This window comes from Caballeronia sp. KNU42 (assembly GCF_053760385.1).
This window is the reverse complement of sequence record NZ_CM132389.1, coordinates 2440165-2465019: the sequence shown is the minus strand read 5'-3', so window position 1 is coordinate 2465019 and position 24855 is coordinate 2440165. Positions and strand designations below refer to the sequence as shown.

Here is a 24855-nt window from a genome sequence, read left to right as displayed (position 1 = left end):
ATAATTTCTTAGCATTCCTTTGTGTTGAAGATTTCACGTTGCTGCGAGAGGCGCGTCCCGGTGCGTTCTCCCTATTTTTGGGGGGCGCACCGTTTTTTTAGGGCGGGCGGCGCCTGACTCAGAAGGATGATCTCGCGATCGAAATCTCGCCCATCAAACAGCGTGTCCAGGCTCTTCAGCTTCCTCATTATCGGTAATCAATTCGTGCAGTCCGGCAACGCTGACCCATTCATGGCAATACTCTCCCTCGAACATACCCTCCCTCGATCATCAACAACGAACCCATGCGTGATTCTGCACGCCAGGGTCGAACCGGACACCAACCTTTAGACGGACGCGACATGAGCAACTTTTTGCAAACAATCAGATTCAAGATCGTTCTCGCGTTCGGTGCGTGCGTGATACTCATGACTGCCATAGGACTGTTTGGGCTAGCCGGGCTCTCCAGGCTCAATTCGAACATCGCCGACGGGTACTCTGGCAATACCGTTCCGATTGCGGATCTATCAGAAGTTCGTGCAGCCCAGCTCAACGTGCGCCTTCTGCTAAGGCGTATTCAGGTATTTCACGATCCAGCTAAAACAGCGGAATTCGCTACGGCCATTCACCGGCAATTTGAAAAGTTCAACGCGTCATGGAATCACTATTACCCGGACGGCGTATCCAGCGACAAGGAGCGGGAGATCGCGGATCTGATCAGGAGCACCCTGCCGCAGTTCACGTCGCTCACGGATGAAGCTTTAGCCGCTGCCGGCGCGGGCAATTTCGACGCGGCGTCTTCCGCGATCGATCAGATCGTCAAGGTAGCTGAGACGATGAACGACGCACTGGACCAGGATGCCGCACTTAATCTGGCTCAGGCCCGGCAATTTGTCGATGACGGTCAATCGACGTTCACGACCATCCTCTGGGCCGCAATTGCTCTTCTCGGCGCCGGCGTTATTGTTGCCCTCGGTGCATCTATCTATCTGCTGCGTGCAATCTCGAAGCCGCTCAACAAGGCGGTTGAAGTCGCGAACAATATCGCGAGCGGCAAGCTTGAAAATCAGGTCGTGGTCGATTCAGGAGGCGAGTTCGGCCAGCTTCTCGAAGCACTCGGAAAAATGGACCACCAGCTCAGCGATACGGTTCGCGGAATCATGACATCCACAGAGTCGGTCGCTGTGGCGTCGCGTGAAATTGCCAGCGGCAACACCGATTTGTCGGCCCGCACCGAGGAGCAGGCGGCGTCGCTTGAAGAAACGGCAGCCAGCATGACGCAGTTGACCGAGACGGTAAAGCAAAACGCCGACAATGCGCGGCAGGCGAACGCCCTGGCTGCCAATGCCACCGACATGGCCGATACAGGTAATGACTCTGTTCAGGCCATGGTCGGGACAATCGGACAGATCAGCAGTAGTTCGAGCAAGATTTCCGACATCACCAGCGTTATTGAAGGCATTGCTTTCCAGACGAACATTCTTGCGCTCAACGCAGCGGTCGAAGCCGCACGTGCCGGCGAACAGGGGCGAGGCTTTGCTGTGGTCGCCAGTGAGGTTCGCAGTCTGGCCCAGCGTTGCGCCACCGCCGCAAAGGAAATCAAGGAGCTGATCAGCTCGTCCGTGACTACGATTCAGGACGGTGCGAAGCAGGCAGCGGAAGTCAGCGCCACCATGGGACAGGTCAAGCAGGCAATCAAGCAGGTTTCCGATATTGTCGGCGAGATCGCGGCAGCATCTGAAGAACAGAGCCGTGGCATCGAGCAGGTGAACCAGGCTGTCGGCCAGATGGACGAAGTCACTCAGCAGAACGCGGCGCTTGTAGAGCAGGCCGCGGCCGCAGCGCAGTCACTTGAAGAACAGGCAACCAGGCTGGCGGAGGCCGTGTCCGTGTTCAGGATCGGCGACGCGGGGCAATCTGCGGCACGCATGGCGATTGCGGAAGGCAAGCCCCGCTTGCCTGCCCCAAGTGCTCCGGTCACGCGTCGTGCCGAGCCCTCGAAGCCACCGGTTGCTCCCTGCGCCATGAGTGACAAACATCCCGTCACCGTAGCCGATACGGCGAACGCGGACTGGGAAACATTCTGATCACGAGATGTGCCATGTTCAGGATCTTCAAAACGCGGAGCAGCGCTGCAGACATTGAGGTCCAGCCAGCCAAGGCGCTGCTCGAGTTCTTCAGGTCATGGAAGCGCTCAGTCTTGTAAGCGCAACAGCTTTGGCCGCGCTCAAGCCTTGTTGGAAGGTTTCAACCCGTCGCCGCGGTTGACGCTACACTGCACCGCCCATCGGCCGCCGAGCGCGGGCGCAATGTAGCCGATCTTTTCCACCGGTTGCTTCGTCACAGGGTGCCGCCCGTTGAATTCGATCCAGCCGCCGCCTTGCTCGACCGCGCGCCAGCTTGCCTCGCGGATCGCGCTTTGGTCGTCGCCGGGCAGTGCATCTTTGCGCAGCTTGCCGGCCTTGCTCGGATCGGAGCCGAAGGCACGGAAATAGTCGTCGCGGTCAGCCACCACGATATAAAGGTCGCGGTCGCGAAAGCCGCCCTGCGAGTCGTGAAAGAGGCGGACAGCTGCGTCCGGCCCCTCGGTGTCCACCAGACGCGCCGCACGCTGCGCCATGGCCCGTGCCTCGCCGGCACAGCCCTGGCGTAGCCGTATATATTTCACGCCGTCGCTGAGCCGATCGGCACGGACCTGCAATTGACTTGCCGTTTCCACCGACCCGCCGACCATCTGGCCGTTGCGTTGGGTGATGTCATCCAGCACCTCGACTGCCTGGGCGATCTCCTGCAACCCGATGGTCTGCTCGCCGCTCGAGCGCGCAACGTCGCGCAGCAAGGCGGCCACCTCGCTGACCGCGTCGACTGCACGTGCCAGCAGATTCCGGCTGCCTTCGATGGCTTGCACGCCGCCGGTCACCTCGTCGCGAGAATGCTGGATCAGTTTTTTGACTTCCGCTGCGGCCTGCGCGCTGCGCTGCGCCAAGGCCCGCACTTCGGCGGCGACCACGGCAAAACCGCGGCCGGAATCGCCGGCGCGGGCCGCTTCCACGGCGGCGTTAAGCGCGAGGATATTGGTCTGGAAAGCGATGCCGTCGATTACACCAAGTATCTCGCCCATTTCGTGCGAACGTTGCTCGATGCGTTCGATGCTTTCGACCGAAGCGCGCACCGCCTTCTGTCCTGCGACGGCATCGGCATGCGCACGGGCGGACCGCTCATCGGCTTGCTGCGTCTGATTTGTGTTGTAGCGCACGGCTTCCAGCAAGGTGTCGAGCGACGCACGGGTCTGCTGAAGGCTGGCAGCCTGCGACTCGGTGCGCTGCGACAACGAAGTGGCATGTTCGGTCGCCTCGGCCCCGCCCATCGCGATCAGTTCGGCTTCGCTGCGGATGCGAGCCACGAGCTGCGAGAACTGATGAGCGAGCAGGCGTCCCTGTTCGCCGAGCGCCGCCAGTTCGTCGCGGCCGGGCAAAGACACGTCCCGCACCAGATCGCCTTCGCACAGGGCATCCAGTTGCGCACGCAAGGTAGAGATTGCGCGGAACAGGCCGGCCCCGAACCACCCGAAAATCATCAGGAACTGCGCGAGACCCAATGCGGCGCCATAGTAACCATACCAGCGGGCCGCGGCGACCGCGCCAATCGCGCTAAGCGCGACAATCGTCCACTGCACGCGCAGATTCCAGCGGCGCAATGCCGAGCCAAGCGGCAGAGACGAGGAAGGTGAAGGGGACGGGCCCGCGCTAGCGCGTGGCGTCTTTTGACTGGCTGACATGAATCTCCCCCAAACCGCATTGTGTCTTTGCCTTCGATCGCCGGCCGGATGCATGGGAATGCAGCCTGAGAGCACGTCGCCCCAGGCGTGTGAGTTATTCTGGCGATTCTGCCATGGCGGGTGTCGCGCGGTTATCGCAAGTGCCCTCATCTCGCATCTGTTCTTCTTATCGGAGGAGCGTGCGGTGAGCGTAGAGGAGATGCGCGTGCGCGGCAGCAGCAGGTTCGGTTTGTCTGTTGCCGCCCCTTGAAAATGTTTGATGAGAGCCCCGCGAGCTATCTCGCAGGATAAAAAAACGCCAACCTTTATGGGTTGGCGTTTCGCTTGGGGTACTACTGATATCAGAACTGGTTCATGGTGTTGTCTTTACCCGCCGCTTTCAGGGCCGCTTCACCGCTGAAATACTCCTTGTGGTCGTCGCCGATATCCGAGCCGGACATGTTCTGATGCTTGACGCATGCGATGCCCTGACGGATTTCCTTACGCTGCACGCCCGCCACATACCCCAGCATGCCCTGGTCGCCGAAGTATTCGCGGGCCAGGTTGTCGGTCGACAGTGCCGCGGTGTGATAGGTCGGCAGCGTAATCAGGTGGTGGAAGATCCCTGCTTCGCGCGCCGCGTCGGCCTGGAAGGTGCGGATCTTTTCGTCGGCGGTGATCGCCAGTTCGGTCTGGTCGTATTCCACGCTCATCAGCTGGGCGCGGTCGTATGCCGACACATCATTGCCCGCGGCCTTCATCGCGTCGTACACCTGCTGGCGGAAGTTCAGGGTCCAGTTGAACGACGGGCTGTTGTTGTACACCAGCTTGGCGTTCGGGATGACCTTGCGAATCTCGTTGACCATGCCGCCGATCTGGGCGATGTGCGGTTTTTCGGTTTCGATCCACAGCAGGTCAGCGCCGTTTTGCAGCGAAGTGATGCAATCCAGTACGCAGCGCGCTTCGCCCGTGCCGGCGCGGAACTGGAACAGGTTGCTGGGCAGGCGCTTGGGACGCAGCAGCTTGCCGCCGCGCTTGATGACGACGTCACCATTGCCCAGCGCGTCGGCCGATATTTCGTCGCAATCGAGGAAGGAATTGTATTGGTCGCCCAGGTCGCCTGGCGTGTTGGTCACGGCAATCTGCTTGGTCAGGCCTGCGCCCAGCGAGTCGGTACGGGTCACGATGACGCCGTCGTCCACCCCCAGTTCCAGGAAGGCGTAGCGGATCGCGCGGACCTTGGCCAGGAAGTCCTCGTGCGGCACCGTGACTTTGCCATCCTGGTGGCCGCACTGCTTCTCGTCGGACACCTGGTTTTCGATCTGAATGCAGCACGCGCCCGCTTCAATGAACTGCTTGGCCAGCAGGTAGGTGGCTTCGGCGTTGCCGAAACCTGCGTCGATGTCGGCGATGATCGGCACGACGTGGGTGACGTGGTTGTCGATTTTTTCCTGGATGGCGGCCTTGGCAGAACCGTCAGCTGCATCCAGTTGACGGAACAGGCCGCCCAGTTCACGGGCGTCGGCCTGGCGCAGGAAGGTGTACAGCTCGCGGATCAGCGCGCTGACGGAGGTCTTTTCGTGCATCGACTGGTCCGGCAGCGGACCGAACTCGGAGCGCAGCGCGGCTACCATCCAGCCGGACAGGTAAAGGTAACGGCGGTCGGTGTTGTTGAAGTGCTTCTTGATCGAGATCATCTTCTGCTGGCCGATGAAGCCGTGCCAGCAACCCAGCGACTGGGTGTACTTGGACGGGTCGGCATCGTAGGCGGCCATGTCGGCGCGCATGATCTTCGCGGTGTACTTGGCGATGTCCAGGCCCGTTTTGAACTTGTTCTGTGCACGCATGCGCGCGGCAGACTCGGGATTGATTGCATTCCAGGCGCTGCCTTGTTTTTCCTTCAAACCAGCAACTGCCTTGATGTCGTCTTGATATTGGCTCATGTGTCTCTCCTAAGAGCGAAGCGCGTTTGAAAAAAGAACCGGGTGTGCCGCTAGGCATGTCGAAGCGCACTGCATGACTGAATTGTAGGGTCTTTTTGACGCGTCGCACCATGGTCTTATATAAGACATATGACTTATTTTTAGCTTATTTTTCAATGAGATACACAACGGTTATTGCGATGTGAAACATGCTTTCAAGACACGGGAAAGTGTTACCGCGGAAATTCGGAATGAATTCCACAATATGAAATGTGCTTTCGGTTGTTGGAGGCAGGACAAGCGGGGATGGCTTGAGCCGCGATGAGCTGAGCCACGGCCACGCGCCCGTATTTAAACGTCAACCTGCGCGTCAGACGGATCGCTTGCGCTTCGCCGCGGCGAGTGTGGGCAGCGGAATCCGAACGGCGCCCGACATGCCTTGCTCGATAAGGAAATCGCGAAACAGGCTGGCCACATGCGGCAGGCGCTTGTCGGAGACATGCATCACATACCAGTCCCGCTCGATTGGATTGGAAGGCAGCGGCAGCAACGCGAGCAAGCCCGCCTGAAACTCCAGCGAACACGCATGCAAGGATAAAAACGAGATCCCAAGGCCCGCTTCAACCAGTTGCTTGATCGCCTCGTTGCTCGATAGCTCAGAGTCAATGTGCAGTTTATGGCCTTCCTGCTTGAACAGATTTTCGACAGTCGAGCGCGTACCCGACCCCCGTTCACGCACGAACATATTCGCGGTTCTCAGATCGTCGAGCGACAGGCGTTTCTTTTTCATCAGCGGATGCGACGGCGAAGCGACAAACGCCATGGGATGCTTCGCGAATGGCGTCGCCGATGTACGCAACTCACGCGGCGCGCTGCCCATTATCGCGAGGTCGATCTCATGCGTCGCCAGCATGCGAATGATGTCCGCACGGTTACCCACCTTCAATTGCACCTTCACCTGGGGCCGCTGTTCGGTAAAACGGACGAGGAACGGCGGAATCAGATATTCGGCCGTGGTGATCGCACCAATGCGCAGCGTGCCGCCCTGCTCGCCCTGCAGCGCCGCCAGATCGTCGGCGGCGCCATTCCATAGATCAAGGATTTCAAGCGCGTAACGCGCAAGGATTTCGCCTGCTGCCGTGAGCTGTATGCCCCGGCCGACTCGCTGCAATAACGGCGCACCCGCGCCCTCCTCCAGCAAGCGAATCTGCAGCGATACCGCCGGCTGCGTCAGACGCAACTCTTCAGCAGCGCGTGACACGCTGCCCAGCTTCGCCACGGTATGAAGCGTTTTCAACTGACGGAACGTCGCGGCTTTTAGCATAGGTTAAAGCTTATATATTGAGTAGAAACATTAAATTGTGCTGTGGTTTTATCGGATTCTATACTCGGCCTCAGAGAACGTGTCGATGACCTTGCGCAAGGTTTCATCAACATGTTCGTGGTGATCCGGAAAAACAGTCCGACGCAACGCAACGCTCCAGGAGGACAGACATCATGGCCGCAATTGATCGACACGCAGCACGCTCGAACTGCCAGGGACCACATCGGATCGTTATCGTCGGTGGCGGTGTTGGCGGTCTCGGGTTGGCGACACGTCTGGGCGAAACGCTCGGAAAGACCGGTGACGCGCAGATCGTGCTCATCGACCGATCACCCACTCACTTCTGGAAGCCGCTGCTGCATGAAGCCGCGTCCGGACAGATCGATCCGGCCACGCATCAGCTTCAATACGCGGTGCAGGCGAAACGCAACGGCTTTGAATTCGAGCAGGGTGAACTTGCCGGCATCGATCGCGCAGAGCGGCTCGCCATGATCGGCGCAACGCACGATGCCGATGGGCGCGAGATTCTGCCCGCCCGGCAACTCGCTTTCGATACCCTGGTCCTCGCATTGGGCAGCGTGACCAACTTCTTCGGCGTGCGCGGCGCGGCCGAGCACGCGCTGCCGCTCGAATCGGTCGTGCATGCGGAATCCTTCAGACGCAAGCTGCTGGACGCATGCATTCGCGCGAACCATACACGCCGCATGAACCCGGCACAGACGGCCGAGCCCGTGTCGATCAACATAGTGGGCGCCGGCGCAACGGGCGTTGAACTAGCTGCTGCGTTGCGCGATACCGTGCGGTTGCTCAATCGCTACAGCCTGTTTGCACTCGACCCGGTGCGCGACTTCCGCATCCGGCTAATCGAAAGCAGTGCCCGGGTGCTGCCTGCGTTGTCCAGCCAGATCTCCGATCGCGCGCAACGCATGCTCGGCAGTCTCGGTGTCGAACTGCTGACCGGCACGCGCGTCACCGAAGTGCGCGCAGACGCGGTTCTCACGCACGACGGTGTTCAACTATCGAGTGACATTGCTATCTGGACGGCGGGCATAGCCGGGCCACCGGTGCTTCGCGCAACGGATGGCGTTGCCGTGAACGGGAGCGCACAGGTGCTCGTGAACCGCACGCTGCAGTCCACAACCGATACCAACATCTTCGCGCTTGGCGACTGTGCCGCGTGTCCGTCGCACGGCACGGATGCTTTTCTCGCACCGCGCGCCCAGGTCGCACACCAGCAGGCGGTGTTCCTCGCCCAGGCAATGAAGTGCCGCGTCACTGGGCGGGCACTGCCGGAATTCAGCTACCGCGACGCGGGCACGCTGGTCGGGTTCGGCAACCAAGGAGCCATCGGCAGCCTGAGCGGGCTGCGAGCCCGGCCGATATTCGTCGATGGCTGGCTTGCGACGGTTGTGTACAAGCTGATCTACCGCAAGCACGTAATGACCCTGACGGGCTTCGCCCGCATGGCGTTCGATACGGCAAGTCATTGGTTGCGGCGGCGTGCGCATCCTTTGATCAAGCTGCACTGAGCAGGAGACCGCCTCCAGCAGGTTTGCGAAGAACGGTCCCTGCGCATGTAGAGGCTTATGCTCGCGAGCGCGCCCATGAACCGGTGACGCAGACTGCCAATTTTCACCCATCCCTAAAAATAAATTCCACGCAAACCTTTGCGCAAACATGACCAAGGGATGTCCACCCTGCGCGATTACAAGGCGATGCCGTTACCAATGGCAGCGGCCATTGTTTCGTCCGTCATTGATGGTCTGCATCCATAGCAAGAGAGCCGCAAGAAAACACACTTTCTGCGATAACAATATTTGGGGTTGAGGGATGAAATCAAAAAGACTTACGGTGAGGGGTGCACTTTCCATCGCATTTGGCTTGCTCGCCTTTGTTGTGCTGATCGTATCGGGGATGTCGCTTAAGTCACTGAACGACGCCAACGACCGCTTCTACGGCTTCGTCAATGGCATCAACGCGCGGGCAGAAATGGCCGAGTCCATCCGCACGGCCGTAGATGAACGCGCCGTGGCAGTCCGCAACCTGGTGCTCGTGACCAAGCCGGCTGATGTGGAGATCGAGAAAGCCGCAGTTGTCGATGCGGAACAAAGGGTCGAGAGCCGCCTGGAAAAATTTAACGCCATGGTGGCGGGTGCTCACGACATGAGTGATCAGGCGCGTAGCCTCGCCGCGGAAATATCGCGCGTTGAAGCGCTGTATCGCCCGGTCGCTCTGGATATCAATCGCCTTGCGTCGAGCAACCAACGCGATGCGGCAATCGAGGAGATCAATACGAAATGCAGGCCTTTGCTTACTTCGCTGATCAAGGCGTCCAACGACTACGCGGACGTGACACACCAGCGTGCCACGAACATGGTTCAGGAAGCCGAGGATAAGTTTTCCAGCCAACGCAACCTGCTCATTGCAATATGTCTTGCCGCGATCGCGATGGCGGTACTGGCCGGTGTGATCATTACGCGCAGATTGATGCGCGCTCTCGGTGCGGAGCCGACCGATCTCGCCCATGTGACACAGCGCGTCGCCGCAGGCGATCTCAGCCCGGTCGCGGGCGCCGCGAACGCCCCCGCGGGAAGCGTGCTTGCATCGATGGGTGAAATGCAGATCAGTCTCGTGAACCTGATCGGCCGCGTGCGCACAGCTGCAGACAGCATTGCGACAGGCTCCAGTCAAATCGCCACCGGTAACACGGACCTCTCTTCTCGCACCGAGCAGCAGGCGGCCTCGCTGCAGGAAACGGCGTCGAGCATGGAAGAGCTTACCTCTACCGTGAAACAGAACGCCGAGAATGCCCAGCAGGCTAGCACCTTGTCCGCGAACGCATCGGAAGTCGCGCTCAAGGGCAGCGGTGTGGTCGGTCGGGTTGTCGACACAATGGGAGATATCAGCGCGAACTCGGCCAAGATCGCGGACATCACGAGCATCATTGAAGGCATCGCTTTCCAGACGAACATCCTGGCGCTTAATGCCGCCGTGGAAGCTGCACGAGCGGGTGAACAGGGACGCGGCTTTGCGGTAGTCGCGAGCGAAGTGCGTAACCTTGCGCAGCGTTCGTCCAGTGCTGCGAAAGAGATCAAGGAGCTGATCAGTACATCGGTGCATAAGGTTCGGCAGGGAGAGACCCTCGCGAACGAAGCAGGCACAACGATGGCGGAAGTGACTCAAGCGGTCGCTCGCGTGACCGACATCATGGGTGAAATCGCTGCCGCATCGACCGAGCAGAGCAAGGGCATCGAACAGGTCAGCCATGCCATCACCCAGATGGACGAGGTGACCCAGCAGAATGCCGCACTCGTGGAGGAAGCCGCTGCGGCGGCGAACTCGCTCGAAGATCAGGGTCGACAGCTAAACCAATGTATTGCGTCGTTTCGATTCGAGACGCTCACAAGCAACCGTTGATCCCGAAGACGCGTTGGGATGCCGGAATCGCCCATGACGAGGGCGGTGCCGACATCTCAACGCGTTCTGTGATTTGTGATTGCGGGGTGGAATGGTACGGGTGCGCGGCATGCGCAGAGTACTGCGAACGATGGGAACTCGCCATGCAGCCAACCGAACTGGTGACGTTGATCCGGTAGCTCCCCGTAAATCCCCCTGTCCTTCCCGCTTTACCTGCGACTTGCGACCCCGTTCAATTTTCTCCATAGCGTCGTCTTACTGATTCCGAGCGCCTTGCAAACGGCCTCCCGGTCGCCGTTACAGGCAGCGAGTACCGCGCGGATCTCGTCCGCCTCGATGTGGCGGCTGCGCTCGCGCAGCGTCAGCGCTTCCTCTCGCTCGCCTGAGAGCTCGCCTGAAAGCGCGCGCGAACGTGCCTCGAAGAGTTCCGGCGCAATCGAGTGCAAATCCTCACTGGTTAGCGCGCTTGCTCCGGCGCTATCCGCATCGGCCAGTTCGACGGCAATCCGTTCAATCACATTCTGCAATTCACGCACGTTGCCCGGCCATGCATAGGCGGACAGTGTGTCGCCAATCCCGCCAAGCGCGCGCGCAGCGGCCTCTGCATTACGGACCCGCGCACGCAGCTGCGGCTCGCGCTTCGCCACCTGCAGCAGCAGTTCGATGGCAAGCGGCATCAGGTCCGCCGGCCGCTCGCGCAATGGCGGTAAGCCTATGTTCAGGATGTTGAGCCGATAGTAAAGATCCGCGCGGAATGTGCCGGCCTCAATGCCATCGGTCAGCGCCTGGTGAGTCGCCGCGATCACCCGTATATCGACGCGCGTGGGTTCCGTCGAGCCGAGCCGCACAACCTCACGTTCCTGCAATACGCGCAGCAGCCTGCTTTGCAGCGGCAAGGGCATCTCGCCGATTTCATCGAGGAACAGCGTGCCGCGATGCGCTACTTCTATCAGCCCGGCCTTGCCGCCCTTGCGCGCCCCGGTGAACGCTCCCTCCTCATAGCCGAACAACTCGCTTTCGAGCAACGCCTCCGGGAACGCGCCGCAGTTGATCGCGACAAACGCGAAGTCTCGCCGGGCGCTCAACTGATGCATGCTTTGCGCGACCATCTCCTTGCCGGTCCCGCTTTCACCGAGAATCAGCAGCGTTGCGTTCGATTTCGCGTAGCGTTGAACGAGCGTGCGAACCCGTTGCATGGCCGCACATTCGCCGACCAGGTCATCGAGCCGGTAGCGCGCAGTGAATTGGCGGGGCCGCTGCGTCGAGCGCAGCGTGCGGTCGAGCCGCTCGACGGCGCGCGATTCCTGGAACGTCAGGACCGTCCCGGCCGCTGCACCATGTGTCGCGAGCGGGCCGCGATGCACGACATAGCTCACGCCGCGTATCGAGCCGAGCGCGTCGCCGTCGGCGTCCGGCAAGGCCGCGGCTATATCCGGCGCGAGTTCGAGCAGCGAGCGGCCCACGGCGTTCGCCGCATCGATGCCAAGCACCTCCGCCAGGCGCCGGTTGATCGCCTCGACCCTACCCTGATCGTCGAGCGCGACGACGCCGTCGCGCATGTGCTGCAACAGGTTATCGAGCCGTTGACGACGCAGCGCCTCGGTTCGAGTCGCCTGCGCAACTTCCAGCGCCGTGTCGAACGCTGAGCGCACGGACGCGCGCGAATAGAGAAACACGGCTTCCATGCCGGCACGCGCGGCCAGATCCGTGACGAGTCCGGGACCGACAACGGCCCCCACTCCCCGATCGCGAAGATCGAGCACGCAATTCTCCGCATCCTCCGTGGATTGATACGAGGCGAATACGACCTTGATATCGTAGGCGGCGACGAACCGGCGAACCTCATCCGGCGTTTCGCCGTGGGTAACGAGGGCCACCGATGCCGCTTTGCGCCGTGCTCGTGCCAACGCGTGCATCACGTCGAAACCCGTCGGGTTGATCAGTACGACGGGGACATCGACCCGAGACTTCAGAAACGCCCCATTCGCGCCACCCGCGACAACCACATCAGGCCCCGCCTCGCCCGCCGCGCTGATTTCCTTCACCGCGTCCTCGAAACCACGCGACACGATGCGCAGGTCGGCGCGTGCGCCATACTCGTTCGCAATGTCGAAAAACAGGTCTTGTAGTCGGCTTATACCCATCGCCCAAAGGCGGGGGCGTTCAACGGAATCGGAGATTTCAGAGGTCATAAGAGACAGGCGGAGCAACGAATGGGGGCACGCTTATTATGCACCGGGGTTTCGAATATGAAATCTGTATTTCATTTTCGCAATTAGATGTGAGCAGAGCATTTTGAAATAGCCATGAAAATCAGATAGTTACCGTGCTCTCCATGCATGGCCCGTCTTTTGCGTCTGAAAGTGCACCTTTATCGGAGCGAACAATTGAATTCAGCTAAACAGGAACCCACCAGCGCCGGCGCGCGATTTCGCACGGCAGTCTCTGAAGGGCAGCCCTTGCAGGTGGTCGGCGCGATCACCGCTTACGCTGCAAAAATGGCTGAAGCCGTCGGCTTCAAGGCGCTCTATCTGTCAGGCGGGGGCGTGGCGGCAAATTCGCTCGGCATCCCCGATCTCGGCATCAGCACGATGGACGACGTGTTGATCGACGCACGCCGCATCACGGACGCGTCGAACCTGCCGCTGCTCGTCGATATCGATACCGGCTGGGGCGGCGCCTTCAACATCGCGCGCACGGTGCGCTCGTTCATCAAGGCAGGCGTCGCTGCCGTGCATCTGGAAGACCAGGTCGGCCAGAAGCGTTGCGGTCACCGGCCGGGCAAGGAAGTCGTGCCGATGGACGAAATGGTCGACCGCGTGAAGGCCGCCGTCGATGCCCGCACCGACGACCAGTTCGTCATCATGGCGCGTACCGATGCGGCGGCAGCGGAAGGAATCGATGCGGCGATCGAACGCGCGGTGGCGTATGTCGAAGCCGGCGCCGACATGATTTTTCCCGAAGCGATGCAATCGCTCGATGATTACCGCCGCTTCAAGGCCGCGGTGAAGGTGCCGATCCTGGCGAACCTGACCGAATTCGGCTCGACGCCTTTCTTCACGACCGATGAGCTGCGCGAAGCCAATGTCGACATCGCGCTCTACTGCTGCGGTGCGTATCGTGCGATGAACGCGGCGGCGCTCAACTTCTACCAGACGGTATTGCGCGACGGCACGCAGAAAGCCGCCGTCGCAACGATGCAGTCGCGCGCCGACCTGTATCGATACCTCGGCTATCACGAGTACGAAGACAAGCTCGACGCGCTCTTCGCCACGAAAAAATAACCCTTACGCTGGAGACGACATACCCATGAGCGACGCAAACACCACCACGCCGGCTACCGGCGCATTCAAACCGAAGAAGTCGGTCGTGCTGTCGGGCGTGACAGCGGGCAACACCGCGCTGTGCACAGTCGGACGCACGGGCAACGACCTGCATTACCGCGGCTATGACATTCTCGAACTCGCGGGCGCCTGCGAGTTCGAGGAAATTGCTCATCTGCTGGTGCATGAAAAGCTGCCCACGCAAGCCGAGCTGACCGCGTACAAGGCCAAGCTCAAGGCGCTGCGTGGATTGCCCGCAAACTTGAAGACCGCACTCGAATGCGTGCCTGCGTCCGCCCATCCGATGGACGTGATGCGCACCGGCGTATCGGTCCTCGGCACGGTACTACCTGAGAAGGACGACCACAGCATCGCGGGCGCGAAGGATATTGCCGATCGCCTGATGGCGTCGCTTGGTTCGATGCTGCTCTATTGGTATCACTATTCGCACAACGGCAAGCGCATCGAGGTCGAAACCGACGATGACTCCATCGGCGGACACTTCCTGCATCTGCTGCACGGCAAGGAGCCGTCGAAATCGTGGGTCGACGCCATGCACGTATCGCTGAACCTGTACGCGGAACACGAGTTCAATGCATCGACATTTACCGGCCGTGTGATCGCGGGCACGGGCTCGGACATCTATTCGGCGATCACCGGCGCAATCGGCGCATTGCGCGGCCCGAAGCACGGCGGCGCCAACGAAGCCGCATTCGACATTCAATCGCGTTATCAGACGGCTGACGAAGCAGAAGCCGATATCAAACGACGCGTCGAGAACAAGGAAGTCGTGATCGGCTTCGGCCATCCGGTGTACACGATCTCGGACCCGCGCAATGTCGTGATCAAGGAAGTTGCGAAGAAGCTGTCGAAGGAAGCGGGCAACACCAAGCTCTTCGACATCGCCGAGCGGCTCGAGTCGGTGATGTGGGAAGCGAAGAAGATGTTCCCGAACCTGGACTGGTTCAGCGCGGTCTCGTATCACATGCTGGGCGTGCCCACCGCAATGTTCACGCCGCTTTTCGTGATCTCGCGCACATCGGGCTGGGCTGCGCATATCATTGAGCAGCGCATCGACAACAAGATCATTCGCCCGAGCGCAAACTATACGGGGCCGGACGATCTGCCTTTCGTGCCGCTCGCGAAGCGCTGACCGTGACACGGGATGGTTGACCGGCAAGGTCTTGATCACCTTGGCGGCAATTATCCCGACCATTACTATTTATTCCCCCACGGTATGAATACTGCAAACCGCAAACCCCTTCCCGGCACCAAGCTCGATTATTTCGACACGCGTGCCGCGGTCGAAGAACTCCAGCCCGGCGCTTACGACACGCTGCCGTACACGTCACGCGTGCTCGCCGAGAACCTCGCGCGCTGTTGCCCGCCGGTCTCGCTCGCCGCATCGCTCAGGCAGATCATCGAACGCAAGCGCGAGCTGGATTTCCCCTGGTTTCCGGCGCGCGTCGTGTGCCACGATATTCTTGGCCAGACCGCGCTTGTCGACCTGGCCGGCCTGCGCGATGCCATCGCGGCGCAAGGCGGCGATCCTGCGCTGGTGAATCCGGTGGTGGAAACGCAGCTCGTGGTCGACCACTCGCTTGCCGTCGAGCGCGGCGGGTTCGATCCGGACGCGTTCGAGAAAAACCGGGCCATCGAAGATCGTCGCAATGAGGACCGCTTCCACTTCATCGACTGGACGAAGAAGGCTTTCAAGAACATTGTCGTGATTCCGCCGGGCAACGGCATCCTGCATCAGATCAACCTCGAACGCATGAGCCCGGTCGTGCAGGTGAAGGACGGCGTGGCATTTCCCGACACGCTCATCGGCACCGATTCGCACACGCCGATGGTCGACGCGCTGGGGGTGCTCGCGATCGGCGTGGGCGGTCTGGAGGCCGAAAGCGTGATGCTGGGGCGGGCTTCGTACATGCGGCTGCCGGATATCGTTGGCGTCGAACTGAGCGGCAAGCCGGGACCGGGAATTACGGCCACCGACGTGGTGCTGTCGCTGACCGAATTCCTGCGCAAACAAAAAGTCGTTGGCGCCTACCTGGAGTTTTATGGCGAAGGCACGGCGAACCTGACGCTCGGTGATCGCGCGACCATCGCGAACATGGCGCCCGAATTTGGCGCCACGGCCGCGATGTTTTATATCGATGAGCAGACCATCAAGTATCTCAAGCTCACCGGCCGCGACGACGAACTCGTGAAGCTGGTGGAAACGTACGCGAAGGAAACCGGCCTTTGGGGCGAGACCCTGAAGAACGCCGACTATGAGCGTGTATTGCAGTTCGACCTGTCCACAGTGGTTCGTACGCTGGCCGGGCCGTCCAACCCGCATCGCCGGCTGCCCGTGTCCGAGCTGGCCGCACGCGGCATCAGCGGCAAGGTCGAGAACGAGCCAGGCCTGATGCCGGACGGCGCCGTGATCATCGCCGCGATCACGAGTTGCACCAACACCAACAATCCACGCAACATGATCGCCGCCGGTTTGCTCGCGCGTAACGCCAACCAGCGTGGCCTCACCCGCAAGCCGTGGGCGAAGACGTCGCTGGCGCCGGGCTCGAAGGCGGTCACGCTTTACCTCGAGGCAGCCGGCCTGCTGCCGGAACTGGAACAGCTGGGGTTTGGCGTGGTGGCGTATGCCTGTACGTCGTGCAACGGCATGTCGGGCGCGCTGGATCCGGTGATCCAGAAGGAAATCGTCGATCGTGATTTGTACGCGACCGCCGTGCTATCCGGAAACCGCAACTTCGATGGCCGCATCCATCCGTATGCGAAGCAGGCGTTCCTCGCGTCGCCGCCGCTGGTGGTCGCTTACGCCATTGCCGGCACGATCCGCTTCGACATCGAGAAGGACGTGCTGGGCACTGACGCCGATGGCAACGCGGTGAGGCTTGCGGACATCTGGCCGTCGGACGAAGAGATCGATGCGATCGTGGCGTCCAGCGTAAAGCCCGAGCAGTTCCGCAAGGTGTATGAGCCGATGTTCGCGGTCGCCGCCGATGCCGGCGAGCGTGCCGCCCCACTCTACGACTGGCGTCCGCAGAGCACCTATATCCGCCGCCCGCCCTATTGGGAAGGCGCGCTTGCCGGCGAGCGCACGTTGCAGGGCATGAGAGCGCTCGCCGTGCTGGGCGACAACATCACCACCGATCACCTGTCGCCATCGAACGCCATCCTCGCCGATAGCGCCGCAGGCGAATACCTCACGAAGATGGGCCTGCCGGAAGAGGACTTCAACTCGTACGCCACACATCGCGGCGATCACCTGACCGCCCAGCGCGCCACTTTCGCGAACCCGACGCTCCTCAACGAAATGGTGATCGAAGATGGCAAGGTGAAGGCGGGTTCGTTTGCCCGCATCGAGCCCGAGGGCCGGGTGACGCGCATGTGGGAAGCCATTGAAACCTACATGGAGCGCAAGCAACCGCTGATCGTGATCGCCGGCGCGGACTACGGCCAAGGCTCCTCGCGCGACTGGGCCGCCAAGGGCGTGCGTCTCGCGGGCGCCGAAGCGATCGTCGCCGAAGGGTTCGAGCGCATTCACCGCACGAACCTGGTTGGCATGGGTGTGCTGCCGCTGGAATTCAAGCCCGGCGTCAACCGCACGACGCTCCGTATTGACGGTACCGAAACGTTCGATGTGGCCGGCGAACGCAAGCCGGGCGCCGACCTGACGCTCGTGATCCATCGCCGGGACGGCGAGCGCGTGGAAGTGCCGGTGACCTGCCGCCTCGACACCGCGGAAGAGCTATCGATTTACGAAGCGGGCGGCGTGCTTCAGCGCTTCGCGCAGGACTTTCTTGAATCGTCGCAGGCGGCGGCTTAGCAACGGAAGCCGGGCGGTGAGCGATATGCTTACCGCGCCCGGCTGCACCATATAAACAAGGACAACATCATCATGGCCCACGCACCCCAGATCAGGATTCCCGCGACCTACATGCGTGGCGGGACCAGCAAAGGCGTGTTCTTTCGCCTGCAGGATCTACCCGAAGCCGCCCGCGTGCCGGGTGCGGCACGCGACGCCCTGCTCTTGCGCGTGATCGGCAGCCCGGACCCTTACGGCAAGCAGACCGACGGCATGGGAGGCGCCACGTCGAGCACCAGCAAGACGGTGATTATCGCGAAGAGCAGCAAAGCCGATCACGACGTCGATTATCTTTTTGGTCAGGTCGCCATCGATCGCGCATTTGTCGACTGGAGCGGCAACTGCGGCAATCTCTCCGCCGCCGTGGGGCCGTTCGCGATCAGCAACGGACTCATTGATCCCGAGCGCGTGCCGGATAACGGCGTGGCCATCGTGCGCATCTGGCAGGCGAACATCGGCAAGACGATCATCGCGCATGTACCCATCACGAAGGGCGCCGTGCAGGAAACCGGCGACTTCGAACTCGACGGCGTCACCTTCCCCGCTGCCGAAGTGCAGCTCGAGTTCATGGACCCCGCCGCCGACGAAGACGGCGCGGACGGTGCGATGTTTCCGACGGGCAATCTCGTCGACGATCTCGAGGTTCCCGGCATCGGTACGCTGAAGGCCACGATGATCAACGCAGGCATCCCGACCATCTTCGTGAATGCGGAGGCGATCGGGTACACCGGCACGGAATTGCAGGACGCGATCAACAGCGATCCGAAAGCGCTGGCGATCTTCGAGACCATCCGCGCGCATGGCGCGATTCGCATGGGGCTGATCAAACATATCGACGAGATCGCGAGCCGGCAGCACACGCCGAAAATTGCCTTCGTCGCGAAGCCCGCTGATTACGTCGCGTCCAGCGGCAAGCAGGTTGCCGCTCATGATGTCGATCTGCTCGTGCGCGCGATGTCGATGGGCAAGCTCCATCACGCGATGATGGGAACGGCAGCCGTGGCGATAGGCACGGCTGCGGCCATTCCGGGAACGCTCGTGAGTCTCGCCGCCGGCGGCGAAGGACGCGGCACCGTGCGCTTCGGACATCCATCGGGCACGCTGCGCGTGGGAGCTCAGGCGAGCCTTGTAGAGGGCCAATGGAAGGTCACCAAGGCCATCATGAGCCGCAGCGCCCGGGTGCTGATGGAAGGATGGGTTCGTGCGCCTGCAGACGCGCTCTGACGACCGGCGACGCATCGTCGCTCACCTCGGTGAACAGGACCTGGTTACAGCTTCTTGCCGGGTCCGTCATCGATCACAACGGTATTCGCGATCCGGTCATGCAGCGCCTGTTTTCGCTGGTTGAATAGCACCCACAGGAATCCTGCGCCGCATGTCGCAAAGCTCAGCAGGTAGCCCAGCGTGCGCAGACCGGCTTGCCTTACTGTCATCGGTTCTCCTGTGTCTGCATCGACAATCCGCAGATGCAGCGCCCGTTTCCCCGGCGATGTGCCCCACACAGCCCACAGGACTCCGGTCACGAGTATGGGTATGCACTGGCCTATCGCCAACCAAAGAAGAATGGTCGAAGCGAAGGACTCCGGCGCCATGAGCAACTCGTCCATCGATGGACCGAGAGGGATGAAAAGCGCAATCACGGTCCACCAGATCGAATCGATGGCCAGTGCGCTGGCGCGTCGCGAGCAGGAGGCAAATCGCATCGGATGCGTGATGTGCACCGGACGAGTCAGCTACCCAGGGCGTTTGGATCCCGCCACGCTCGCTCGAAGGGAAGCCGCCACGCCCGGGGCGCGACGAGTTGATGGATAGCATTCGGGCCCCACGATCCGGGCGCGTAGAAGCGAACCGGCGGAGGAGATTCGATCAAGGCCGTCGAGACTTGCCACAACCGCTCAATGCCCTCGGCGGTCGTGAAAAGCGTCCGGTCTCCCCGCATGGCGTCGAGGATCAATCGCTCGTACGCTTCCAGTACATCGCCAATCAGGCCGGTATCGCGCATGGCGAATTGCAAGCTCAGTTTGTCCAGCCGCATCCCGGGACCCGGGCGCTTGCCATAAAACGAAAGCGACATCTTCGAGGCGTCCGCCAGGTCGAACGTCAAATGGTCCGGTCCTTGGGAACCGACACCTGACCCAGCCGGAAACATGCTCTTCGGCGGCTCGCGAAAGGCGATGGAAATGATGCGTTGCCCCTCGGCAAGCCGCTTTCCCGTGCGCAGATAAAATGGCACGCCGGCCCAGCGCCAGTTATCGATCGAGCATTTCAACGCAATGAATGTTTCCGTTTCCGATTCGGGACTGACGCCCTCTTCGGATCGATAACCGGTGTACTGCCCCCGGACGACATCCGTTGGCTGTATCGGCAGCATGCTGCGAAAAACCTTGTTCTTTTCCTCGCTGATGGGCGACGGTTCCAGCGACGTCGGCGGCTCCATTGCCATGAACGCGAGAATCTGAAACAGGTGGGTGACGACCATGTCGCGAAACGCGCCTGTTTGCTCGTAGAATCCCGCGCGCTTGCCGAGGCCCAGCGTTTCGGGCACATCGATCTGCACGTGGTCAATGAAGTTGCGGTTCCAGATCGGCTCGAACAGGCCGTTCGCGAAGCGGAACGCGAGGATGTTCTGGGCAGGCTCCTTCCCCAGAAAATGATCGATCCGGAAGATCTGCTCTTCTTCGAAGACTTCGTGTAACCGGGCATTCAGCGAAACAGAACTCTTCAGATCCGTTCCGAACGGCTTCTCCATGATGATCCGCGAGCGGTCCACGAGGTCCGCTTCCTTGAGCATGCCAACCGCGGAGAGTGCGGCGTTAGGCGGAACGCTCAGGTAGTGCAAGCGCCGGCATTCGCCATCGAAACTCATCTCGGCGTTCAGCACGGCCGCCTTGAGCGCCTCCGCTCCTGCTGTCAGCGGCACGTAGTCGAGATTGGCGGCGAACGTGTCCCACTCCGTCTGGGCGACCTTGCGAGAAGAAAACTCGTCAAGCGCCTGGCGCGCCGTGCGACGAAAATCGTCGATGTGAATGTCGTCGAGCGCGACGGCTATGATCCTGCAGCCCGGAATGAATCCTGCGCTCGCCAAATGGAACAAGCCTGGCAAAAGCTTGCGTCGCGCCAGGTCGCCAGTGGCGCCGAACAGGACGACGACTTGTGGGAATTGTGGACCTACTCCTGCAGAGATCTTGGCCATCGTGCAAATCCTTTCTGGGTTGTCGATGCCTGAAGGACGGGCCCTGACGGAGCCCTTGCATTCGTCATGATTCGATTGGCCTGACAAGATTTGACATCAGGCCGGGTAATTTTGCTGCCACAGTATCACGCGTTTATAAGTCGAACTCGCGATGCTGACCGCGCACCGGCACGGTGTTTGTATTTTGACTTTTTTCCGGACTCGACAAAATTGCTGATTTTTGCTCATCTCCTTTGTCAGATCTTACCGACTCGCAGCGACAATGCGGGCTCAGCTCCATCCCGCAGGAAAGCTGTCCGTAAGCCATTTAGCGTGAACGATGATCTTTGGTTCATTTATCGGGCAATCGTCTATCGTACGAAAAATCCGATTTCTGAGGCGACCCCTAACGTATGAGATTTCCATTGCAGCGCCGTCTCGCGATCGCACTCTGGACCGATGAGCGCAACACCAGGATCAGGCTCCAGCATTGGTGGCTGACCTTTGCAATTTATGCGGGTTGCGCCGGGGTAATGAGCTTGTTCACGCGCTCCAAAGTCGTCTCGGGCGACGCCATCGTGGCGTGGGCTGTGTGCGTGCTGATCTGCCTCTGCGCTTTTCATGTGCTGATCCGAAGCGGTTGGAGCCGCCGATTCGAGGACGCGGCGCTGAGCCAGGCGCAGATCGTGTTCGCCATTTTCGCGGTCATGGCGGGGTATACCATCACGGGCGCCGCGCGAAGCGCCGTTCTGCTTCCATTCGTCGTTGTCTTGAACTTTGGCGCGTTCTCCATAGGGTGGCGCCGCATGGTTCAATTGACGGTGTTTGCGCTCGTGGTCATGGGCGCGGTCATTGTATGGATGCATGCCCGCTGGCCAGGCCGCTATTCAACGGTCGTGGACCTGTCCAACTTCCTCGTATGCATGATTACGTTGCCGGGGGTATCGGCGCTCGCCATGAGGCTCAACTCATTGCAGGCACGGCTGAAACAACAACGATTGGATCTGAAGGCGGCACTGGACCGCATCCAGGACCTTGCAACGCTCGACGATCTGACGGGCCTCGCCAATCGTCGCCGCGCCCGTGAACTGCTGCTGACCGAGGTAACCCGCGTGGACCGTGCGGTGCAGTCATTTTCCGTGGCATTGCTCGATCTCGACCATTTCAAGCAGCTCAACGATCGCTTCGGCCACGCCGGCGGCGACCGGATACTGCGTCGTTTCTCCGAGGTCGCGCGCGCAAGCATGCGCAGTGTCGACACGGTAGCGCGCTGGGGAGGAGAAGAGTTTCTGATCCTGATGCCGGAGACCGACGTGTCGCACGCGTTCGACGCGATGGAGCGGCTACGGGAGCGCATCGCCGTGCTTGGGGTCACAAGCGAGCTGGGCGATATGCACTTTACGTTCTCGGCTGGCGTCGCGGGCCACCGCTCAGGCCAGTCTGTTGACGATACGATCGTTCGCGCCGATCGCGCACTTTATAGCGCCAAGGCGGCGGGCCGCAACCGTGTCGAGCTCGCAGACAACGCAAGCGACATCTAACAATAACGGTCCCTGCTGACCTCGGGCGCGGGCGCCCTCACCCTGCGGGCGCGACGCAAACGCTCCTGGCGACGACGATCCGGTCCGCGGCGCAACGCAGGAACGCAAGGAACTCGGCAGCGGGCAACGGTCGGCTCAACAGGAAACCCTGCGCCTGATCGCAGGCAAGTTCGCCGAGCGTACGGAATTGCGACTCCGTCTCGACGCCTTGCGCCACGACCTCGATCTGCAACGCGCGAGCGAGCTTACGGCCACAAAAATCCCTTGACTCAAGCGGCGCGTTTCACTATCGGTCAGAAATGTTCGCTTGAACTATTTCATCGGTGAACACATCTCTATCGCGACGTCTTGCCTGCACGTCGCATCGGCGCCATTTTGTACAACGAAGCCTCTTTCATAAGCGGTCAAGTTGTAGTCCCCACTGGATCGGGACGCGTTGCGTCTCGCGACTCAAGCGGCCGCTGGGGAAGCCAACCATCGTAGAAAAGGACCATGAGCAAACTGACCGCCACGATCAAGCATGGCTTCATGGAAATGTTGCCACCGACAATCTTTTTTTTCGTCATCCTCCATATTGTCGTGATCATTCGCGCGCTGATGACCCGGGGCACCGGCATCACGCTGCCGACGTCCGCCTCTATAACCGTCGCCGCCCTGATTCTCGGGAAATCCGTGCTACTTGCCAACCTGCTGCCTTTCATCAATCGCTTTCCCGACAAGCCATTGATCTGGAATGCAGGCTGGAAGACCGCCATCTACGCCGTGGTGGCGTTGATCGTTCATTATCTGGAACGCGTTTACGAGTACTGGAAGGAAGCGCCCGGCTTGCTCGCCGCCAATCAGAAACTTCTCGCCGAGATGAACTGGGCGCATTTCTGGGCCATCCAGATCCTGCTGGCGACGCTGATCACCAACTACTGTGTGCTCGCCGAATTGGCACGCGTGATCGGCCACGACAAGCTGCGAAGAATGTTTTTCGGCCCACTGCCTGTCAGATCAACGGAGAAGATTTAATGAAGCTGATCGAGAGCATGCGCATATTCGTACGCATCGCGGAACTCAAAAGCTTCCGCTCCGCCGCGAGAGAGTTGGGATTGAGCAACGCCTGCGCGACGCGGACCATCGCGGCTTTGGAAGCCCGCTTGAACGTGCAACTGCTGGACCGTTCGACGCGCTCAGTCAGGTTGACACCATCCGGTCTCAACTATTTAACAACGAGCCGCGTCTGGCTTGAACACCTTGATCATCTGGAGGGAGCCGTTCGTCACACGGAGGATGAGCCTGGCGGCACGCTACGAATCGTCGCGTCCAACACGCTACCGCTGTCCTCGTTGACTTCTCTGGTTGGCGCCTTTCATCGTCGTTACCCGAATGTAGATTTGCAACTGGCCGTTCTAGAACGTGACGACAATTGGCTGGATTCAAGCTACGACGTTGCGCTCGTTGCCAATGTCGATATCGACGAAAAGGAATTCGCGGCGTACTCACTCTGGACAAGCCCAATGATATGCGTTGCGACGTCGCGCTATCTTGCAGTTCACGGTACGCCGCGCGTGCCTCAGGACCTCTGCAACCATGCCTATATTGCGTTGTCCATCGCGACTGCCAATGCACGTTTGTTGTTTTTGAATTCGACAGGACAACGAGAGCAAGTCGCGCTGACACCTGCATATACGGTCAATAGCGCAACTGCCGTCCATGCGGGTTTGCTTGCAGACATGGGCTTTTCTGTCGTGCCGGCTAGCTCAGTCGCTGAGGACGAACAGCGTGGCGAGCTGTTGCGGCTGTTGCCAGGCTACACCGTCGACGCGCTTGACGCCGGAGCGGCCGTTGTTTACCGCAGCGGCATTGAGCCGACGCCTGCAGCCCGAGCCTTTATTGCTTGCGCTCGCGCAAACATTGGCCAAGAAGCGATGTGGCCAAGAGGCGTCTGTGTAACGATTCCAGAAGACACGCTCGGCGAACGTCGGGCGGTGGTCTGATAGCCGTAAGCCCGGCTCGGCGGCGGAAGGACTCATTAGTTGCACATTCCCCGAGTGCGCCAGGACAGCAGTTCCAGGCCGCTCCGGTTTGCGACCTTGAACCAGCGGGTTTTATCCGGGAGTCGCCGTGCGGGTCCGTTTAGGGTCCGTGCTGGGTCGACTCTCCGAGCATCTGGAAAGCCAGTGCTCGCAACCGTGCAATGAGGATATTCCAAATGGCACCGAAAACTTCTAATCCAGATAAGCCGCTGCGCCGCAGATTACTGCTCAGCAAAATTCACATCGGTCTTGCTGCTATTGGTACGTTATCTTCGGTCGTTGGCATCGGAGTTGCGATAGATGGCGGACTTGAATTCAACCGGACGAAAGTCTTTGTCGGTGTCGGGATCATAGTCGCTTCCACGATTCTCTATATCTCCATGCTCTTCGTCCCCGACGCTGAATAGGACGAAGCTCTTTGTTGGTGTCCGTAGCCGGTCGAGGACGGTGTCCTTGCGTGTTGCGATGGCGCCAAGGCGCCATCCAATCATAAGGACTACACAAGCGTGCCAGGAATCGGCCGTA

At 60.5% G+C, this 24855-nt stretch carries 18 protein-coding genes; 11 read left to right on the top strand and 7 right to left on the bottom strand.

Features of this window, described 5'->3' with window-relative positions; all coding sequences use genetic code 11:
* Positions 1-341: 341 nt before the first annotated feature.
* Positions 342-2066: a methyl-accepting chemotaxis protein gene (locus ACSOSP_RS30305; RefSeq protein WP_455312216.1), complete on the top strand. Its 1725-nt coding sequence runs from the start codon at positions 342-344 to the stop codon at positions 2064-2066.
* Positions 2067-2206: 140 nt separating this feature from the next.
* Here ACSOSP_RS30305 and ACSOSP_RS30300 read toward each other — a convergent pair whose 3' ends face one another.
* The 3 genes from ACSOSP_RS30300 to ACSOSP_RS30290 all read right to left on the bottom strand — a co-directional run bounded on the left by ACSOSP_RS30300 (position 2207) and on the right by ACSOSP_RS30290 (position 6982).
* Entirely contained in the window at positions 2207-3577 is a 1371-nt protein-coding gene (locus ACSOSP_RS30300) for a methyl-accepting chemotaxis protein (protein WP_455312214.1), read from the bottom strand.
* Between the two features lie 521 nt (positions 3578-4098).
* Positions 4099-5679: an isocitrate lyase gene (locus ACSOSP_RS30295; RefSeq protein ID WP_455312213.1), complete on the bottom strand. Its 1581-nt coding sequence runs from the start codon at positions 5677-5679 to the stop codon at positions 4099-4101.
* 349 nt (positions 5680-6028) lie between these two features.
* The gene (locus ACSOSP_RS30290; RefSeq protein ID WP_455312211.1) at positions 6029-6982 is read right to left on the bottom strand and encodes a LysR family transcriptional regulator; all 954 of its coding nucleotides are present in this window, start codon (positions 6980-6982) and stop codon (positions 6029-6031) included.
* Between the two features lie 173 nt (positions 6983-7155).
* Between ACSOSP_RS30290 and ACSOSP_RS30285 the strand changes: the two genes are divergently transcribed.
* Entirely contained in the window at positions 7156-8511 is a 1356-nt protein-coding gene (locus ACSOSP_RS30285; RefSeq protein WP_455312210.1) for an NAD(P)/FAD-dependent oxidoreductase, read from the top strand.
* 301 nt (positions 8512-8812) lie between these two features.
* Positions 8813-10399: a methyl-accepting chemotaxis protein gene (locus ACSOSP_RS30280; protein WP_455312209.1), complete on the top strand. Its 1587-nt coding sequence runs from the start codon at positions 8813-8815 to the stop codon at positions 10397-10399.
* Positions 10400-10608: 209 nt separating this feature from the next.
* Here ACSOSP_RS30280 and prpR read toward each other — a convergent pair whose 3' ends face one another.
* Positions 10609-12591: a propionate catabolism operon regulatory protein PrpR gene (prpR, locus tag ACSOSP_RS30275; RefSeq protein ID WP_455312208.1), complete on the bottom strand. Its 1983-nt coding sequence runs from the start codon at positions 12589-12591 to the stop codon at positions 10609-10611.
* 195 nt (positions 12592-12786) lie between these two features.
* On the opposite strand from prpR, the gene prpB reads away from it, so the two are divergent.
* The 4 genes from prpB to prpF all read left to right on the top strand — a co-directional run bounded on the left by prpB (position 12787) and on the right by prpF (position 18820).
* Entirely contained in the window at positions 12787-13683 is an 897-nt protein-coding gene (prpB, locus tag ACSOSP_RS30270) for a methylisocitrate lyase (RefSeq protein ID WP_455312207.1), read from the top strand.
* A 25-nt stretch (positions 13684-13708) separates the two neighbouring features.
* Entirely contained in the window at positions 13709-14875 is a 1167-nt protein-coding gene (gene prpC, locus ACSOSP_RS30265; RefSeq protein ID WP_455312206.1) for a bifunctional 2-methylcitrate synthase/citrate synthase, read from the top strand.
* Between the two features lie 84 nt (positions 14876-14959).
* Positions 14960-17557: a Fe/S-dependent 2-methylisocitrate dehydratase AcnD gene (gene acnD / locus ACSOSP_RS30260; protein WP_455312205.1), complete on the top strand. Its 2598-nt coding sequence runs from the start codon at positions 14960-14962 to the stop codon at positions 17555-17557.
* A gap of 72 nt (positions 17558-17629) precedes the next feature.
* Entirely contained in the window at positions 17630-18820 is a 1191-nt protein-coding gene (gene prpF / locus ACSOSP_RS30255) for a 2-methylaconitate cis-trans isomerase PrpF (RefSeq protein WP_455312204.1), read from the top strand.
* Between the two features lie 44 nt (positions 18821-18864).
* On the opposite strand, the gene ACSOSP_RS30250 is transcribed toward prpF, so the two are convergent.
* Both ACSOSP_RS30250 and zwf read right to left on the bottom strand, forming a co-directional pair.
* On the bottom strand, positions 18865-19299 hold the full coding sequence (locus ACSOSP_RS30250) for an RDD family protein (RefSeq protein WP_455312202.1): 435 nt from the start codon (positions 19297-19299) through the stop codon (positions 18865-18867).
* A 26-nt stretch (positions 19300-19325) separates the two neighbouring features.
* Positions 19326-20789 carry a glucose-6-phosphate dehydrogenase gene (gene zwf / locus ACSOSP_RS30245; RefSeq protein WP_455312200.1) on the bottom strand — a complete coding sequence of 488 codons (1464 nt, stop codon included), beginning with the start codon at positions 20787-20789 and terminating at the stop codon, positions 19326-19328.
* A gap of 392 nt (positions 20790-21181) precedes the next feature.
* Between zwf and ACSOSP_RS30240 the strand changes: the two genes are divergently transcribed.
* Positions 21182-22309, top strand: coding sequence for a diguanylate cyclase (locus ACSOSP_RS30240; RefSeq protein WP_455312198.1), 1128 nt, complete (start codon positions 21182-21184; stop codon positions 22307-22309).
* 37 nt (positions 22310-22346) lie between these two features.
* Here ACSOSP_RS30240 and ACSOSP_RS30235 read toward each other — a convergent pair whose 3' ends face one another.
* Positions 22347-22526: a hypothetical protein gene (locus ACSOSP_RS30235; RefSeq protein ID WP_455312196.1), complete on the bottom strand. Its 180-nt coding sequence runs from the start codon at positions 22524-22526 to the stop codon at positions 22347-22349.
* A 275-nt stretch (positions 22527-22801) separates the two neighbouring features.
* Between ACSOSP_RS30235 and ACSOSP_RS30230 the strand changes: the two genes are divergently transcribed.
* The 3 genes from ACSOSP_RS30230 (at position 22802) to ACSOSP_RS30220 (ending at position 24737) form a co-directional block, all read left to right on the top strand.
* The gene (locus tag ACSOSP_RS30230) at positions 22802-23323 is read left to right on the top strand and encodes a hypothetical protein (protein WP_455312195.1); all 522 of its coding nucleotides are present in this window, start codon (positions 22802-22804) and stop codon (positions 23321-23323) included.
* A complete protein-coding gene (locus tag ACSOSP_RS30225; protein WP_455312193.1) occupies positions 23323-24291 on the top strand; it encodes a LysR family transcriptional regulator in 969 nt (322 codons plus the stop codon). Before ACSOSP_RS30230 ends, ACSOSP_RS30225 begins: the two co-directional genes overlap by 1 nt.
* 215 nt (positions 24292-24506) lie before the next feature.
* Complete coding sequence (locus tag ACSOSP_RS30220; RefSeq protein ID WP_455312191.1) at positions 24507-24737, top strand: hypothetical protein; 231 nt, start codon at positions 24507-24509, stop codon at positions 24735-24737.
* Positions 24738-24855: the final 118 nt, after the last annotated feature.

Excerpts from the sequence above, each read along its gene's own strand:
- zwf (WP_455312200.1), bottom strand. The coding sequence starts at position 20,789 with ATGGCCAAGATCTCTGCAGGAGTAGGTCCACAATTCCCACAAGTCGTC.
- ACSOSP_RS30220 (WP_455312191.1), top strand. The coding sequence starts at position 24,507 with ATGGCACCGAAAACTTCTAATCCAGATAAGCCGCTGCGCCGCAGATTA.
- acnD (WP_455312205.1), top strand. The coding sequence starts at position 14,960 with ATGAATACTGCAAACCGCAAACCCCTTCCCGGCACCAAGCTCGATTAT.
- ACSOSP_RS30290 (WP_455312211.1), bottom strand. The coding sequence starts at position 6,982 with ATGCTAAAAGCCGCGACGTTCCGTCAGTTGAAAACGCTTCATACCGTG.
- ACSOSP_RS30280 (WP_455312209.1), top strand. The coding sequence starts at position 8,813 with ATGAAATCAAAAAGACTTACGGTGAGGGGTGCACTTTCCATCGCATTT.
- prpR (WP_455312208.1), bottom strand. The coding sequence starts at position 12,591 with ATGACCTCTGAAATCTCCGATTCCGTTGAACGCCCCCGCCTTTGGGCG.
- ACSOSP_RS30285 (WP_455312210.1), top strand. The coding sequence starts at position 7,156 with ATGGCCGCAATTGATCGACACGCAGCACGCTCGAACTGCCAGGGACCA.
- ACSOSP_RS30240 (WP_455312198.1), top strand. The coding sequence starts at position 21,182 with ATGAGATTTCCATTGCAGCGCCGTCTCGCGATCGCACTCTGGACCGAT.
- ACSOSP_RS30225 (WP_455312193.1), top strand. The coding sequence starts at position 23,323 with ATGAAGCTGATCGAGAGCATGCGCATATTCGTACGCATCGCGGAACTC.
- ACSOSP_RS30250 (WP_455312202.1), bottom strand. The coding sequence starts at position 19,299 with ATGCGATTTGCCTCCTGCTCGCGACGCGCCAGCGCACTGGCCATCGAT.
- ACSOSP_RS30230 (WP_455312195.1), top strand. The coding sequence starts at position 22,802 with ATGAGCAAACTGACCGCCACGATCAAGCATGGCTTCATGGAAATGTTG.
- ACSOSP_RS30305 (WP_455312216.1), top strand. The coding sequence starts at position 342 with ATGAGCAACTTTTTGCAAACAATCAGATTCAAGATCGTTCTCGCGTTC.
- ACSOSP_RS30295 (WP_455312213.1), bottom strand. The coding sequence starts at position 5,679 with ATGAGCCAATATCAAGACGACATCAAGGCAGTTGCTGGTTTGAAGGAA.
- prpC (WP_455312206.1), top strand. The coding sequence starts at position 13,709 with ATGAGCGACGCAAACACCACCACGCCGGCTACCGGCGCATTCAAACCG.
- prpF (WP_455312204.1), top strand. The coding sequence starts at position 17,630 with ATGGCCCACGCACCCCAGATCAGGATTCCCGCGACCTACATGCGTGGC.